12 protein-coding genes are annotated in these 15,636 nt (G+C 73.0%); 3 read left to right on the forward strand and 9 right to left on the reverse strand.

Features of this window, described 5'->3' with window-relative positions; translation table 11 throughout:
* Nucleotides 1-45 precede the first annotated feature (45 nt).
* The 3 genes from BGP03_RS01910 to BGP03_RS01920 form a co-directional block, all read right to left on the reverse strand.
* Entirely contained in the window at nt 46-900 is an 855-nt protein-coding gene (locus BGP03_RS01910) for a GNAT family N-acetyltransferase (protein ID WP_298799725.1), read from the reverse strand.
* A gap of 106 nt (nt 901-1,006) precedes the next feature.
* Complete coding sequence (gene glnA / locus BGP03_RS01915; RefSeq protein WP_296370623.1) at nt 1,007-2,350, reverse strand: type I glutamate--ammonia ligase; 1,344 nt, start codon at nt 2,348-2,350, stop codon at nt 1,007-1,009.
* Between the two features lie 79 nt (nt 2,351-2,429).
* A complete protein-coding gene (locus BGP03_RS01920; protein ID WP_298799724.1) occupies nt 2,430-3,983 on the reverse strand; it encodes an alpha/beta hydrolase in 1,554 nt (517 codons plus the stop codon).
* Nucleotides 3,984-4,089: 106 nt separating this feature from the next.
* On the opposite strand from BGP03_RS01920, the gene BGP03_RS01925 reads away from it, so the two are divergent.
* Nucleotides 4,090-6,132 carry an NAD(+) synthase gene (locus BGP03_RS01925; RefSeq protein WP_296370625.1) on the forward strand — a complete coding sequence of 681 codons (2,043 nt, stop codon included), beginning with the start codon at nt 4,090-4,092 and terminating at the stop codon, nt 6,130-6,132.
* A 121-nt stretch (nt 6,133-6,253) separates the two neighbouring features.
* The gene (gene panB, locus BGP03_RS01930; RefSeq protein ID WP_296370626.1) at nt 6,254-7,111 is read left to right on the forward strand and encodes a 3-methyl-2-oxobutanoate hydroxymethyltransferase; all 858 of its coding nucleotides are present in this window, start codon (nt 6,254-6,256) and stop codon (nt 7,109-7,111) included.
* A 73-nt stretch (nt 7,112-7,184) separates the two neighbouring features.
* Here panB and BGP03_RS01935 read toward each other — a convergent pair whose 3' ends face one another.
* The gene (locus BGP03_RS01935; RefSeq protein ID WP_298799723.1) at nt 7,185-8,279 is read right to left on the reverse strand and encodes a glutamate-cysteine ligase family protein; all 1,095 of its coding nucleotides are present in this window, start codon (nt 8,277-8,279) and stop codon (nt 7,185-7,187) included.
* Nucleotides 8,280-8,360: 81 nt separating this feature from the next.
* Here BGP03_RS01935 and BGP03_RS01940 point away from each other — a divergent pair, with 81 nt between their 5' ends.
* Nucleotides 8,361-8,924, forward strand: coding sequence for a nitroreductase (locus tag BGP03_RS01940; RefSeq protein WP_296370628.1), 564 nt, complete (start codon nt 8,361-8,363; stop codon nt 8,922-8,924).
* Here BGP03_RS01940 and BGP03_RS01945 read toward each other — a convergent pair.
* From BGP03_RS01945 to BGP03_RS01965, 5 genes are all read right to left on the reverse strand, one after another.
* On the reverse strand, nt 8,908-10,320 hold the full coding sequence (locus BGP03_RS01945) for an RNB domain-containing ribonuclease (RefSeq protein ID WP_296370629.1): 1,413 nt from the start codon (nt 10,318-10,320) through the stop codon (nt 8,908-8,910). The genes BGP03_RS01940 and BGP03_RS01945 overlap by 17 nt on opposite strands.
* Before the next feature lie 10 nt (nt 10,321-10,330).
* Nucleotides 10,331-11,038 (reverse strand): maleylpyruvate isomerase family mycothiol-dependent enzyme, encoded by a 708-nt coding sequence (locus BGP03_RS01950; RefSeq protein ID WP_296370630.1) that lies wholly within the window; start codon nt 11,036-11,038, stop codon nt 10,331-10,333.
* On the reverse strand, nt 11,035-11,862 hold the full coding sequence (locus BGP03_RS01955; RefSeq protein WP_296370631.1) for a fumarylacetoacetate hydrolase family protein: 828 nt from the start codon (nt 11,860-11,862) through the stop codon (nt 11,035-11,037). Before BGP03_RS01955 ends, BGP03_RS01950 begins: the two co-directional genes overlap by 4 nt.
* 75 nt (nt 11,863-11,937) lie before the next feature.
* Nucleotides 11,938-13,104, reverse strand: coding sequence for a serine hydrolase domain-containing protein (locus BGP03_RS01960; protein WP_296370632.1), 1,167 nt, complete (start codon nt 13,102-13,104; stop codon nt 11,938-11,940).
* A gap of 111 nt (nt 13,105-13,215) precedes the next feature.
* Nucleotides 13,216-15,597 (reverse strand): xanthine dehydrogenase family protein molybdopterin-binding subunit, encoded by a 2,382-nt coding sequence (locus BGP03_RS01965; RefSeq protein ID WP_296370633.1) that lies wholly within the window; start codon nt 15,595-15,597, stop codon nt 13,216-13,218.
* Nucleotides 15,598-15,636 lie beyond the last annotated feature (39 nt).

The raw sequence follows: 15,636 nt of genomic DNA on the forward strand, positions 1-15,636 counted from the left end.
TCCAGGGCCGTTTCACGGGGGGTCACTTCGGTGCGTTTCCCCTGCTCAGTGCCGGTTTTCCGAGAAGGACAGCTCGACGGCGTCGTGGACGGGCACGAACCCGATGCGCGGGTAGATCGCGTTGGTGGTGGCGTTGTTCCGGTCCGTGAACAGCAGGACGGTGTGGGCACCCTCGTCCAGGGCCCACCGGGCGGCGGCCGCCGTCGCCGCCGCGGCGTATCCGTGGCGTCGGTGCTCCGGGGGTGTGTAGACGGGACCGATCCGCGACATGCCGGCCACCACCGGGCGGGCCGCGGCCTGACAGACCGCGGTCCCGTCCACCTCCCAGAGCACCTCCCCCGCCCCGGAGTCGATCCCCGCTGTGACGACCTCGGCCGGCGTCCGGGGTTCCACCCACGGCATGCCCTCCTCCACGCCGAACGCCACGCGCCAGTCGGCGAGCAGCTCGGCATCGGCGGGTCCGGCGCGACGAGCGGCGCCCGGCACATCGGTGGGCGGAGCGAGCACACCGAGGGTGAACAACCGCAATGCGCGGTCGACGTGCCGTTCGGCGCCGGTGCGGGACGTGTGCGCGGCGGCGAAGGCCTCCGCGGGACCGGTCGGGCCGGTCACTCCGGGCAGTGCGGGATCCGCGGTGGCGAGGGCGGCATCGACGGCCGCAGCGTGGTCGACGGGCACCGCCGACGCCTGCAACGGGCGTCCCGGCGTGCGCAGCGCCGCCCCGACGAGCTCGTGCCCCTCGTGCAGGGACAGCAGCACCTCGGCGGGCTCCCCCTGGCGCACCAGCCCGTCGAGCACCGTGAGCGTCACGGTGTGGCTCAACGGGTCGGAGGCGAGCAGCGGCCGCACGAGGCCGGCGAATCCCGCGACGTCGGCAGGGTCGTGCAGGACGATCTCCACCGGGACAGGGTGCCGCGAGATCTCCCGGGCACGCGACCGGTTTCCGGGTCGTGCGCGGATATCAGGACCGGAACACTGTTATCCGCGCACGGGCCGCGCAGCGGCTCTACAGCACCGGCAGGTACGTCGAGAGCTCGTACGGGGTGACCTGACGCCGGTACCCGTCCCACTCCGCCCGCTTGTTGCGCAGGAAGAAGTCGAAGACGTGCTCCCCCAGCACGTCGGCCACCAGCTCCGAGTGCTCCATCGCCGACAGGGCCTCGGTGAGGTTCTGCGGCAGCGACTCATAGCCCAGCGCACGGCGCTCGGTCTCCGTCAACGACCACACGTCGTCCTCGGTGGGTGCCCCGAGCTCGTAACCCTTCTCGACGCCCCGCAAGCCGGCGCCGAGAATCACCGCGAAGGCCAGGTAGGGATTGCACGCGGTGTCGAGCGTGCGCACCTCCACCCGGCGCGTCGACGACTTGCCCGGCGAGTACATCGGCACCCTCGCCAGGGCCGAGCGGTTGGCGTGGCCCCACGACACCGCGGTCGGGGCCTCTCCCCCGACGATCAGCCGCTTGTAGGAGTTCACCCACTGGTTCGTGACGGCCGAGATCTCCCGCGCGTGCCGCAGGACGCCGGCGACGAACGCCTTGCCGGTCTCCGACAGCTCGTAGGGGTCGCCGGGGTCGTGGAAGGCGTTGCGGTCGCCCTCGAACAGCGAGAAGTGCGTGTGCATCGCCGAGCCGGGGTGCGCGCTGAACGGCTTGGGCATGAACGACGCCCGCACGCCCTGCGTGATCGCGACCTCCTTCACCACGTACCGGAAGGTCATGATGTTGTCGGCCATCGTCAGCGCGTCGGCGTAGCGCAGGTCGATCTCCTGCTGGCCCGGCCCGCCCTCGTGGTGGCTGAACTCCACCGAGATGCCCATCGACTCGAGCGTCTCGATGGCGTTGCGGCGGAAGTGCGGGGCGACGTCGTGGCTGGCCTGGTCGAAGTAGCCGCCGTTGTCGGCGGGCACCGGCTCGGTGCCGTCGGCGGGGAGGTCGCGCAGCAGGTAGAACTCGATCTCGGGATGCACGTAGCAGGTGAAGCCGGCCTCGGCGGCCTTGCTGAGCATGCGGCGCAGGACGTGGCGGGGGTCGGCCCAGGACGGCGACCCGTCGGGCATCGCGATGTCGCAGAACATCCGCGCCGAGTAGTGATCGCCGGCCGCGGTCTCCCACGGCAGCACCTGGAACGTGGACGGGTCGGGGCGCGCGACCATGTCCGACTCGTAGACGCGGGCGAAGCCCTCGATCGCCGAACCGTCGAACCCGATGCCCTCCGCGAAAGCCCCTTCCAGCTCCGCGGGCGCCACCGCCACGGACTTGAGATAACCGAGCACGTCGGTGAACCACAGGCGCACGAAGCGGATGTCGCGTTCCTCGAGGGTGCGGAGCACGAACTCCTGCTGGCGGTCCATGGGCCGGAGCCTAGGAACGCCGTGTTACAGGAATGTTTCCCCCCTGGTCGGGATGCTGCGCGACGGTGTGAACCCGCCGTCACGCGGGTGGATCGCACGTGGCTCCGGTCGGCGGGGTGGTCAGCTCCACCAGGTAGCCGCTGACGATGTCGTCGACGCAGGGGTTGCCCTGCAGCGACGCGGTGTGCTGGGTGGCCCGCACGGTCAGCAGGCTGCCGTTCAGTCCCTTCGCCAGGTCGACGCCCGCCTGGTACGGCGTGGCCGGGTCGCCCGTGACCGACACGGTGAGGGTGGGCGGCAGCCCCGTCACCTCCGGGACGTGCGGCCTGCCCGTCGGGGGCACGGGCCAGAACGCGCAGGGGTCGAGGGCGGCCACCACCGCGCGACCGTCGTCGGCGAAGGGCGCGGCCACCTCGACCCGCCGGGCCAGGTCGGCCGCCGCGGCACGGTCGGTCACCCGCTCGTCGTCGACGCAGTGCACGGCCAGCAACGCCTCGTTCGTGTTGTCGTAGCGCCCGTCGTCGCCGCGGCCGTAGTACAGGTCGGCGATCCGGTCGAGCAGCGTGCCGTCCCCCGCGGTCAGGTTGCTGAGCGCCTCGGTGAGGGTCGGCCACGCCTCGGCGCTGTAGAGCGCCTGGACGACCCCGGTGACGGCGTCGGAGTACGACATCGCCCTGCCGTCGCGGGTGCGCGCCGGCTCGTCGACCAGGGGTCGGACGAGGGCCTGGAACCGGGCCGTCGCCTGCGCCGCGTCGGCACCGACCGGGCACCCGGGCCGCGGGGCGCAGTCGGCGGCGTACGCGTCGAACGCCCGCTGGAACCCCTCGTACTGCGCCACGAGCTGGTCGGCGGCGGTCTGCGCCGGGTCCACGGCGCCGTCGAGCACCATCGCCCGGACGTTCTGCGGGAAGGCCTCGGCGTAGGTCGACCCGATCCGGGTGCCGTAGGAGTAGCCGAGGTAGGTCAGCCGGTGGTCCCCCAGCGCGGCCCGCAGGATGTCGAGGTCCCGCGCGACGTCGCGGGTGCCGACTCCTGCCAGCACCCCGGGGCCGCCGGAGCGCTGCGCGCAACGCTGGGCGTACCGCCTGTTCTCCGCCTCGGTCTGCGCGACCCCCGCGGGCGACGGGTCGACGTCGAGATCCGCGCGCTCCGCCGTCCAGTCGGCGTCGTCGAGGCAGTCGATGGTGGGGGTGCTGGCCCCGACGCCGCGCGGGTCGAAACCGACGAGGTCGAACCGCGACGGCAGCGGGGTGGCCCGGGCGCCCGGCGCGACGATGGCCGGTACCGCGCTCATGCCCGACGCCCCCGGGCCGCCGGGGTTGACCACCAGGGACCCGATCCGCGCACCGGTGGCCTTCTGGCGCAGCACCCCGATCGACGCGGTCGTCCCGGCCGGCTCCGCGTAGTCCAGCGGCACCTCGAGGCGCGCGCAGTCGAAGGACCGGTCGGCGAACGCCTTCCGGTCGCCCGGCGTGGTCGCGAAGCCGGCGCACGGGCCCCACGACAGGACCTGGTCGTAGAACCTCGCCAGCTCCACGGGCGCCGAGCCCCTCAGGTCCGGCGAGGCGTCACCCGCGACCGTCCGGCTGCAGCCCGCCAGCAGGGCCGCGACGGCGCACAACACGGCGGGCACGATCGATCTCCGGCGGGCGGACACACCGGACATCGTGCCAGCGATCACCCCGGCGACGGGCCGGGTCCCACCGTCGGGCGCCCACGGGTCGGGCAGACTCGGCCGCGTGGACTTCCACTCCAGCTACCACCACGGGTTCCTCCGGGTCGCGGCCTGCACGCTGACCACCGCCATCGCCGATCCCGCGGCCAACGCCGCCGCGGTGGTCGAGGCGGCGCGGGCCTGCCACGACGACGGCGTCGGCCTGGCCGTCTTCCCGGAGCTGACGCTCACCGGCTACTCCATCGAGGACGTCCTGCTGCAGGACACGCTGCTCGACGCCGCGCAGAGCGCGCTGCTCGACGTGGTGGCCGCCTCGGCCGAGATGCTCCCCGTGCTGGTCGTCGGCCTGCCGCTGCGCCACCGGCACCGGATCGTCAACGCGGCGGCCGTGGTCCACCGCGGCGCGATCCTCGGCGTCGCCCCGAAGTCCTACCTCCCCACCTACCGCGAGTTCTACGAGCGGCGGCAGGTGGCGGTCGGCGACGACGTCCGCGGCACGGTCCGCATCGGCGCGCACGACGTCCCGATCGGCCCCGACCTGCTCTTCACCGCCGACGACGTGCCCGGCTTCGTGCTGCACGCGGAGATCTGCGAGGACATGTGGGTGCCGATCCCGCCCAGCGCGGAGGCGGCGCTGGCCGGGGCCACGGTGCTGGCCAACCTGTCGGGCAGCCCGATCACCGTCGGGCGCGCGGAGGACCGCAAGCTGCTCGCGCGCTCGGCGTCGTCGCGGTGCCTGGCGGCGTACGTCTACGCGGCGGCCGGTGAGGGCGAGTCGAGCACCGACCTCGCCTGGGACGGCCAGACGATGATCTACGAGAACGGGCTGCTGCTGGCCGAGTCGGAGCGCTTCCCGACGGGCGCGCGGCGGTCGGTCGCCGACGTCGACCTCGACCTGCTGCGCGCCGAGCGCCTGCGGATGGGCACGTTCGACGACAACCGCCGCCACCACGCGGCCCGGCTGGACGGCTTCCGGGAGATCCGGTTCCGGCTCGACCCGCCGTCCGGCGACATCGGGCTGCGCCGTGAGCTGGAGCGGTTCCCGTTCGTGCCGTCGGACGAGTCCCGGTTGGAGCAGGACTGCTACGAGGCCTACAACATCCAGGTCTCCGGCCTGGAGCAGCGGCTGCGCGCCATCGGCCAGCCGAAGATCGTGATCGGGGTGTCGGGCGGTCTCGACTCCACCCACGCGCTGATCGTCGCGGCGCGGGCGATGGACCGCCTGGACCGTCCGCGCAGCGACATCCTCGCGTTCACACTGCCCGGTTTCGCCACGAGCGCCGGAACCAAGACGAACGCCACCCGCCTCGCGCACGCGCTGGGCGTCACGTTCGAGGAGATCGACATCACGGAGACGGCCCGGCTGATGCTGGCCGAGCTGAAGCACCCGTTCGCTTCGGGCGAGCCGGTGTACGACGTGACGTTCGAGAACGTGCAGGCCGGGCTGCGCACCGACTACCTGTTCCGCGCGGCCAACCAGCGCGACGGCATCGTGCTGGGCACCGGTGATCTCTCGGAGCTGGCCCTGGGCTGGTGCACCTACGGCGTGGGCGACCAGATGTCGCACTACAACGTCAACTCCGGGGTGCCGAAGACGCTCATCCAGCACCTGATCCGGTGGGTGGTGTCGTCGAAGCAGTTCGACGTCGAAGTAGGTGACGTCCTCGACGCGGTTCTCGACACCGAGATCTCCCCCGAGCTGGTGCCCGCGGGGCAGGACGGCAAGGTGCAGAGCACCGAGGCCACCGTCGGCCCGTACGCGCTGGCCGACTTCTCGCTGTTCCACGTGCTGCGCTACGGCTTCCGGCCGTCGAAGATCGCGTTCCTGGCCTGGCACGCGTGGCACGACGCGGAGCACGGGGAATGGCCGCCCGGGTTCCCGCCCGAGGACCGGTTCGCCTACGGCCTCGGCGAGGTGCGGCAGTGGCTGGAGGTGTTCGCGGCGCGGTTCTTCGGATTCAGCCAGTTCAAGCGCTCAGCCATGCCCAACGGGCCCAAGGTGTCCGCCGGTGGTTCGCTGTCGCCGCGGGGTGACTGGCGCGCGCCGTCGGACATGTCGGCGCGCATCTGGCTGGAGGAGCTGCGGCGGGAAGTCCCCGAATCCTGACGGCCCGGCCGTGTGAACTCCGTCCCACGCCGGTGCGCGCCCGTCATCCGCCTGTCACGCTTCCGTCGTCAACACCTGCAAACCCGGGGACCCGATGAGGCCTCGAGGAAAGGGACGGACGATGACGTCTGAGACGAGCGGTTCCGAGGTACAGGCGCCCTACCGCACCACGGCGGGCAAGCCGAAGCGCACGAGGATCCACCACCTGCGGGAGCTCAAGGAGCGCGGCGAGCGCTGGCCGATGCTCACCGCCTACGACATGTACTCCGCGGAGATCTTCGACGAGGCCGGCATCCCGGTGCTGCTCGTCGGCGACTCGGCCGGCAACAACGTCTACGGCTACGAGAACACCCTGCCCGTGACGGTCGACGAGCTGATGCCGCTGGTCAAGGCCGTGGTCCGGGGCGCCCAGAGCGCGCTGGTCGTGGCCGACCTGCCGTTCGGCAGCTACCAGGTCAGCGTCGAGCAGGCGCTCACCACGTCCTTCCGGTTCATGAAGGAGGGCGGCGCGCACGCCGTCAAGCTCGAGGGCGGGAAGCGGTTCGTGCCGCACGTCGAGGCGCTCACGCAGTCGGGCGTCCCGGTGATGGCGCACCTCGGGTTCACCCCGCAGAGCGAGCACACCCTGGGCGGCTTCCGCATCCAGGGCCGCGGCGACGCGGGCGAGCACCTCATCGAGGACGCGCTCGCGCTGCAGGCCGCCGGGGCGTTCGGGGTGGTGCTGGAGATGGTGCCCGCCGACGTCGCCAAGCGGGTCACGGCCGAGCTCGTGATCCCGACGATCGGCATCGGCGCCGGCCCGGACACCGACGCCCAGGTTCTGGTGTGGTCGGACATGGCGGGCATGAACCGGGGCCGCAAGCCCAGGTTCGTCAAGCAGTACGCGGCGGTGGGCGAGATCCTGCTCGGCGCCGCGAGGCAGTTCGGGGACGAGGTGCGCGGCGGGTCCTACCCCGACGCCGACCACTCGTACTCGTAACCCAGTCCTCCCGCGGGGGCCCGGCGTCGACCGGGCCCCCGCGGTGAGCCCCACCGCCCCACCCGCGAGGGCGTCAGCGGTGGAGGCCGGACACCTGGTCGCCGGCCTCGTAGCGGGCCAGCATGTCCACCGCCGGGCACTCGCGGTACGCCCAGCGTTCCCGCAGCCGGGCCAGGCGCTTCTCGTCGTCCGGACGGCCGGCCAGCGCCAGTTCCGCCGCGGCCAGGAGCTCGCCCGTGCCCCGGTGCACCTCGTCGTCGGCCAGGCCGGCGACGGCCACGTGCTGGTGGGCGGCCGCGTCGGGGGTGGTGCGGCGGCCGGGGAGCGTGTCGTCGAGGACCAGGCCGGTGAGCAGGCTCAGCAGCTCCCCGTACAGCTCGACGTCGGGGCAGGCGTCGAACGCCTTGAACTCGATGCGCCCCACCTCGGCGGGAAGCCGGGCCACCTGCGTGAGGGACGGGTCGGCGGCCACCTGCGGGTCGGCGTCGCCGAGGAACACCATCACCGCCGGCCGCTGCCCCGTGCGGAGATGCGTGCGCGCCGACATCCCGCCCCACGGCGCCCCGTCCCGGAACGGCGAGGAGAACGACAGCGGCACCAGCCACGGGCTGTAGTGCGTCAGCTTCCGCGCGACGTCGGTGAGCCCCGCCGCGTCCAGCCCCGCGCCCGAGAGGTTGAGGTCGGGGCCGTAGGTGCTCATGTGGACGTACGCCGTGCGCTCCTCCGGTGAGCCCATCCGGTGGTGCTGCTCCCAGTCGTTGAGCGGCGGGACGACCGCGTACTCCGACCGCAGCGGGTTGAACCCGATCGCGGTGGTCGCGAGCCCGCGGCGGGCCAGCTCGGCGTCCAGCAGCACGAGATCGGCCCGCACCGCCGCGACGGCCCCGTCGATCGTGTCGTGGATGCGGGTGCGGATCTCCAGGCCCTTCGGGTCGCACCGCACGAGCCCGCCGTGGTCGTCGAAACGCTCGAAACCCTCGACGTACCAGCGCTTGCGCTTGATGCCCTGGTCGCCGACGCGCAGGTCGGGGTAGTCGGCGGGATCCTCCGGGAGGGCGTCGACCACGGCCTGCAGGCCGTCGAACCTCAGGTCCGTGTGGTCGGCGAAGGACCCGTCGGCGCGCAGGATCGCGAGCTCGTGCTCCAGGCCGTAACGGAACGCGCGCAACGAGTACCTCCCCCGTCATGACGGACGCACGTCCGCGCAGATGAGGGTAGCCTTATCCGGAGCCCACGTAGGAGGTGGTCGGTGAACGGCGATGATCCGCTGGAAGTGTTGCGCGGCAGGCGGTCCCGCCCCGCGCTGGCCGCCCCCGCGCCCGGTCCGGCCGAGCTGCACGACCTCCTCGTGGCGGCCTGCGCCGTGCCCGACCACGGCCGGCTGCGGCCGTTCCGCTTCGTCGTGATCGACGACGCCGGGCTGGGCGCACTCGGCGACGCGTTCGCCGCCGCCCACGCCGAACGCTCCCCCGACGCGAGCCCCGCCGACCTCGCCCGCACCCGCCGGAAGCCGTTGCGGGCACCGATGATCGTGGCCGTCGTGTGCGCGCCGGTCGAGCACCCCAAGGTGCCCGTGTGGGAGCAGCGGGCGGCCGCCGTCTGCGCGGCCCACGCCCTCACCATCGCCGCCCACGTGCGCGGGTTCGGAGCGATGTGGCGCACCGGCTGGTACGGCGACGCCCCCAAGGTGCGCGCCCACCTGGACCTGCTCGACACCGAGGACGTCACGGGGTGGATCTACCTGGGCACCCCGGCCGGGCCGGTGCCCGCACCCCGCCCCGACGCCGAGCCCGCGGTCACCTGGCTGCGGTGAACGACATCCGGCCGGTGGCCGGGTCGGCTTCGGCCAGCCGCACGCGCACCGTCGCCCCCAGCTCCAGCCGGCCGGTGCACCGGGCCAGCACCGGCGGGTCCTGCAGGTAGACCTCGCCGGGATCGCCGGGCCGCAGCACCACCACGTCGAACTCCTCGCCCACCCGCGACGCCAGCAGCGTCGCCTCGGTGCGGTCGACGCACGCGCGGGACACCTTCGACGCCAGGCTGTCGGAGCCCGCCATCAGCTCGGGCAGCGACGGCAGCGCCGCGCGCACCCACCCCGGCACCGGGGTGCCGGCCACCAGCGCCAGGCAGATCTCCGTGCCGAACCGGTCGACGAGCCGCCGCAACGGGGCCGTGACGTGCGCGTACGGCGCGCCGATGCCGCCGTGTCCCGGGTCCGCGGGCGGTGGGGTCGCCTGGTCGAAGGCCGCGTAGCCGGCTCCCCGCAGCAGGGTGGTGGCGGCGCGGCGCAGGGCGAGCGCGGTGGGTGTGTCGCGCGGGAGCGCCCCCAGCACCTGGGCCGGGGTCGTGCCGTCCGGCCAGTCGACGCCCAGCGTGGCGGCCGTGCGCCGCAACGCCGCAACGGCGTCCGCCTCCGGAGCCGGGAGCGTGCGCAGCAGGCCGATCCCGGCGCCGAGCATGATCTTCGCCGCCGAGGTGCCGGTGAGCAGCGACATCTCCGCGTTCCAGTCCTCCACCGGCACCCGCCTGCGCACCCGGACGGTCCAGCCGCCGTCGCCGTCGGGCACGACCTCCTGCTCGGGCAGCTCCAGCTCGATCGCCCCGCGCTGCACGGCCAGGGCCCGGCGCAGCGGCCCGAGCTCGGCCAGCCCGCTGATCGCCGGGTGGACGCGACCCTCGACTCCGCTGTCCACGTCGGCCTGGACGCCCGCGTAGTCGAGCCGGGCCCGCGACCGGACGACCGCCCGCCGCACGTCGACCGACGTGGGCTCCCCGGCCACGTCGAGGTCGATGGTCCACAGCACCGCGGCCCGCGGGCCGTCGGGCAGCAGGCTCGACGCGCCCTCGGACAGCACGGGCGGGTGCAGCGGCACCGAGCCGTCGGGCAGGTAGACGGTCTGGCCGCGGCGGCGCACCTCCTCGTCGAGCGCGCCGCCCGGCGTGACGACGGCCCCGAGGTCGGCGATCGCGTAGTGCACGCGGAACCCGGCGTCCGTGCGCACGACGCCCAGCGCCTGGTCCAGGTCCTTCGACCCGGGCGGGTCGATCGTGACCAGCTCGACGTCGGTGGCGTCGACCCGGTCCGGGCCCGCCCCGTGCGACGCGACGCTCTCGGCCTCCACGAGCACCGCGGGCGGGAAGGCGGCGGGCAGGTCGAACTCGCCCCGGACGGCATCGAAGTCCGGGGTCGCCGTGACGTCGGGGTTCACAGGGGGGCTTCTACAGCCAGCGGGGCAGGGACGGCAGCTTCCGCGCACCGTCCGCCCGCAGTTCCTTGCCCTTCGAGCGTCCGAGCAGCCAGGCCGCGAGGTCCGGGGCCGTGCCGGTGACGGTGATCGCGCCGTCCCCGACCGTCCAGGTCCCGCCCCCGGCGACCAGCCGCAGCGACGGGCAGCCCTCGCGGGTGCCCATCGCGGCCGCGACGTCGGCCAGCAGCTCCGTGAGCATCGGCGGCGGGAGATCGGAGAACGACGCCCCGACGTCGAGGTCCACGGCGTGGATCCACATCTCCCGCGCCCGCATCCACGGGACGTCGGTGGCGGGGATCTCGCGGCCCTGCACGTTCGTGATGTGCTTGCTCCACGCCTCCTTGGGGAGCTTGCGCACCACCGCGGCGAGCCGGTCGGAGGACGCCACCACGTCGTCGCGGATCTCCGCGGGGCTGCGCGTCGCTCCGGCCTCGATGGCCTCGTTGCGGGCCTCCGTGCTCGCGTAGGCCGGGGTCTCCGTGCCGGTGGCGGCCCACTTCAGCAGGTTGATCATGGCGTCGGCGTTGCGGGCGATGTGGGTGAGCACGTGAGCGCGGCTCCAGCCCGGCAGCGCGGACGGGGCGGCGAACGCGTCGTCGCCCATCCGCGTCATCAGCCCGCGCAGGTGCGCGGCGCCGTCGCCGGCCCAGGCGAGGGACTCCGTGACGCTGCGTGTCACCGCTTCTCCGCACGGCACGTGTTCCGCAGCTCCCCGACACCCTCGACGGTGGTGACCAGGACGGCCCCGTCGGTGAGGTAGCGCGGGGGCTTGCGGGCGTGGCCGACGCCGCCGGGCGTGCCGGTGGCGATGACGTCGCCCGGGTTGAGCGTGAGGATCGTCGAGAGGTAGACGACCAGGTCGACGGGCCCGAACACCAGCTCGGCCGTGGACGAGCTCTGCACCGTCTCGCCGTCGAGGGTGGTGCTGATGGGCAGGCCGCCCTCGGGCACCTCGTCGGACGTGACGAGCCACGGGCCCAGCGGCGTGGAGTGCTCGAACGTCTTGCCCTGCAGGAACTGCTTGGTGCGGTTCTGCCAGTCGCGCACGCTCACGTCGTTCATGACGGTGTAGCCGGCGATGGCCGCCTTCGCCGTCTCGGGCGTGGCGTGGCGCACGGAGCTGCCGATGACGACGGTCAGCTCGGCCTCCCAGTCGACGTTGTCCGACACCGCCGGCAGCACGACGTCGTCGTGGGCGCCGACCAGCGCGGGGGCGTACTTCGCGAAGACCGTGGGGTACTCGGGCAGCTCGTTGCCCATCTCGAGCACGTGGTCGCGGTAGTTCAGCCCGACGCAGATGATCTTCTCGGGCGAGGGCACGAGCGGGGCGTAGTCGAGGTCGGCGACCTGGTGGGCCGGCCCGGCGGCCGCGGCGGCGCGGTCCCGCCAGTCGGTGTGCTCCAGCAGCGCCCGGACGTCGGCGTCACCGGTCTCGGTCGCCGTGTCGCCGTCCACCCGGACCGCGCGGTTGCCCGTGGCGGTGCGGATCGTCGCCAGCCTCATCGTGTCTCCTCCAACGTCGTCACGCCGGTGAGTCTGACAAGAGCAGGCGGCGATCCGCACCCCGGGGCGTGCTGCCTACAGCGACGCGTAGAGCGCCTTCTCGTAGTTCGCGTAGAGCTCAAGCGCCTCCGGCGGCACGAACGGCAGGAAGTTGCTGTAGATGGAGCCGCAGACGCCGGTGGTGCGGTCGACCCAGAAGTGCGTGTTGCACAGCCCGGCCCAGGCCCCGCTGTACGCGCGGCGCATGCCCGGGATGTCGTTCTCGTTGAGCAGCAGCCCGTAACCCCACTTGTAGCCGGGGCCCGCGTTGAACTCGTAGGTGGCGGTCGGGTCGGCCGTGGGGATCGCCTCGGGGAACGAGAGGTCCCCGATCTGGTTGGTGAAGGCCGCGTCGACGGTCTCGGACCTCAGGATCCGCACGCCGCCCAGCTCACCGTTGTTCAGCAGCGCCTGCTGGAACTTGATGTAGTCCTGCGGCGTCGAGTACAGGCCGTGGCCGCCCGCGTAGTACTCGGGCGTCTGGTTGAGCTCGATGCCGCTGTCCACCCAGCCGTCGTCGGTCTTGACGTGGACGGGCGTGGTGGAGTCCTTCCAGCCCTCGGCGATCTGGAACGCGGTGTCGTTCATGCCGAGCGGGCCGGTGATGCCCTCCTTGACCGCGACGTCCAGCGTCACGCCCGAGGCGGCCTCGACGACCTTACCCAGCCAGTCGGTGTTGATGCCGTAGATGAAGGTGGTGCCGGGGTCGGCCAGCAGCGGTGCGGTGAAGATCACGTTCGCGCCGGAGAGGACGTTGGGGGTGCCGGTGGCGGCCTCCCACTTCACGAGGTCCTCGCTCCAGAACCAGTAGCCCAGTCCCGAGGTGTGGGTCACCAGCTGGTGCACGGTGGCATCGCTCGCGGGGGCCCGCAGCCGCGGGGTGTCACCGTCCCAGCCGTCGAGGACCTGGACGTCGGCGAACTCGGGGCAGTACTCCTTGATCGGCGCGCTGAGGTCCAGCGTGCCCTTCTCCACCTGCTGCAGGGCGGCGGCCGTCGCCACCATCTTCGTCATCGACATGATGCGGAAGTGGGTGCTCGTGCTCAGCGGCTCGTCGGTGCCGGCGGCCTTCGGCCCGGCCGCACCCTCGTAGATGATGCCGTTGCGGTCCGCGGCGATGGCGGCGACGTTGGGCACGGCGCCGCTGTCGACGGCGTCCTGCAGCACCCGATCGATCGCCACAGGGTCGATGCTCGAGCTCACGGAAATCTCCTCGCCGTTGAAGTGAACGTGGGTCCCGTCACACCCTTCCGGACGCGTCGACCGCACGCGACAGATGCGGCGACCGGACCTGACACATCGGCCAGGTCCGGGTCAGATCTCCCCGCCCGACGCCGCGTCGGAGGCCCCCTTGCGCAGCGGCAGCGTCGCGAAGACGGCGGGCGGTTCACGCCAGAGATCGGCCGGTGAGTGGATCGCCCGCCACACCTTCTCGGGCGTGCAGGGCAGGTCCACGTGCCGCACGCCGAACGGGCGCAGCGCGTCCACCACCGCGTTCTGGACGGCCGGCGTGGCCCCGACCGTCGCCGACTCGCCGATCCCCTTCGCCCCCAGCGGGTTCATCGGCGTCGGCGTCTCCGTGGAGGAGGTCTCGAACCAGAACAGGTCGGCGGCGCTGGGCATCCGGTAGTCGGCCAGCGTGGAGGTGATGGGCTGGCCGTCGTCGTCGAAGAGGATCTCCTCGAACAGCGCCTGCGCCACGCCCTGCGCGAGCCCGCCGTGCTGCTGGCCCTCGACCAGCAACGGGTTGAGGATGCGGCCGCAGTCGTCGACGGCGACGTGGCGGCGCGGCGTGACCCGGCCGGTGTCGGTGTCGACCTCCACCACCGACACGTGCGCGCCGAACGGGAACGTGGCGCCCGCCTGGCGGAAATCCAGGCCGGCGAACAGCTCCTCCCCCGCGCTCGCGACCTGCGACCAGCTCAGGGCGGTGCTCGGCACGCCCACGACGCCGAACTCGCCCGCGTCGGTCAGCTCGACGTCCTCCACGGCGGCTTCGAGAAGATCGGCGGCGCGGCGCTTGGCCTGGTCGAGCACGTCGTCGGCGGCCATGACCACCGCGTTGCCCGCCATCTGCAGCGACCGCGAGCCACCGGTGCCGCTCCCGCGCGGGACGGTGGCCGTGTCGGACTGCACGAAGCTGATCTTCTCCATCGGGATGCCCAGCTTGTCGCTGGTGAGCATCGCGAACGCGGTGGCGTGGCCCTGGCCGTGCGCCGAGGTGCCGGCGGAGATGGTGGCCGTGCCGTCGGCGTGGACGGTGACCGAGCCGTACTCGGTGCCCCCGCCGCCCGCGGTGATCTCGACGTAGACGCACAGGCCGACGCCCAGCTGCACGGGGTCCTTCGCCTCGCGGCGGGTGCGCTGCTCCTCGCGGACCTTGTCGTAGTCGACGATGCGCAGGGCCTCGCGCAGCGGCAGGTCGTAGTCACCCACGTCGTAGCGGGCGCCGGGCAGCGTCGTCAGCGGGAAGGACGCGGGGTCGAGCAGGTTGCGGCGACGGAACTCGGCGGGGTCGATGCCCAGCTCGTCGGCGGCGATGTCCATGATCCGCTCGAGGTGGGCGGTGGCCTCGGGCCGGCCCGCACCGCGGAACGCGCCCATCGGGGTGGTGTTGGTCAGCGCCACGGCCGCGTCGAACGCGATCTTCGGGATGTCGTAGACGCCCTGGCTCATCACGTAGGTGGGGCCCATCGACAGCGCGCCGCCGAACCCGGCGTAGGCGCCCGCGTCGCCGACCACCCGGGCCCGCAGGCCGGTGATCTTCCCGTCACGGGTCAGGCCCAGCTCGTAGTAGGCCACCTGGCCGCGGCCGTGCGGCATCGAGACGAGGTTCTCCGAGCGGGTCTCGACCCAGGTGACCGGGCGGCCGAGCTTGCGGGCCACCCCGACGGCGGCGGTGTGCTCCGCGAGCATCCCCGCCTTGCCGCCGAACCCGCCGCCCACGTGCGGGGCGATGACGCGCACGCGGTCGTCCTCCAGGCCGAACAGCTTCGCGGCCTGCGCGCGGAAGCCGTGGGGCATCTGGGTGGAGACCCAGATCGTCAGGTCGTGCGAGGTGCTGTCTTGCGCCTCCGCGGGAGGAAGCACGTCGGCGCCGCCGTCGTGGCCACCGGGCAGCACCGCGATGGCGTTGCCCTCCATCGGCATGACGGCGAGCCGCTGGTTGACCATGCGGGCCCGGACCACGACCTCGGCGTCGCTCAGGACGTCCTCGTCGGAGCGGGCGCCCGCGGCGACGTTGTCGCGGCCGACGAACTGCGGCTCGGAACCGGGGTCCAGCGCCGCCTCCGGATCGACGACGGCGGGCAGCGGGTCGTAGTCGACCTCCACCAGCTCCGCGGCGTCCACGGCCTGCGCCTTCGTCTCTGCGACGACGACGGCGACGGCCTCGCCGACGAACCGGACGCGGTCGGTGGCGAGCGGCGGGCGCGGCAGGTCGGGGTTGACCACCATCAGGCCGTGGTGGGCGGGCAGCTCCAGGTCGGCCGCGGTGTAGACGGCCACCACCCCGGGTGCGGCGGCTGCATCGGCCGTCGCGATCGCGGTGATCGTGCCGTGCGCCAGCGGCGAGCGGACGAACGCGAGGTGCAGCATCCCCTCGAGCCGCAGGTTGCCGACGTAGGTGGACGCCCCGGTGATGAGGTCGAGGTCCTCGACGCGCCGGACGGAGGTACCGAGAATGGATCCAGGCATGCGTCGACCTTACGACCAGCGTTTGACGCGCACCCCCCG

Origin of the sequence: Pseudonocardia sp. 73-21 (assembly GCF_001899645.1) — a bacterium.
Taxonomy (GTDB): domain Bacteria; phylum Actinomycetota; class Actinomycetes; order Mycobacteriales; family Pseudonocardiaceae; genus Pseudonocardia.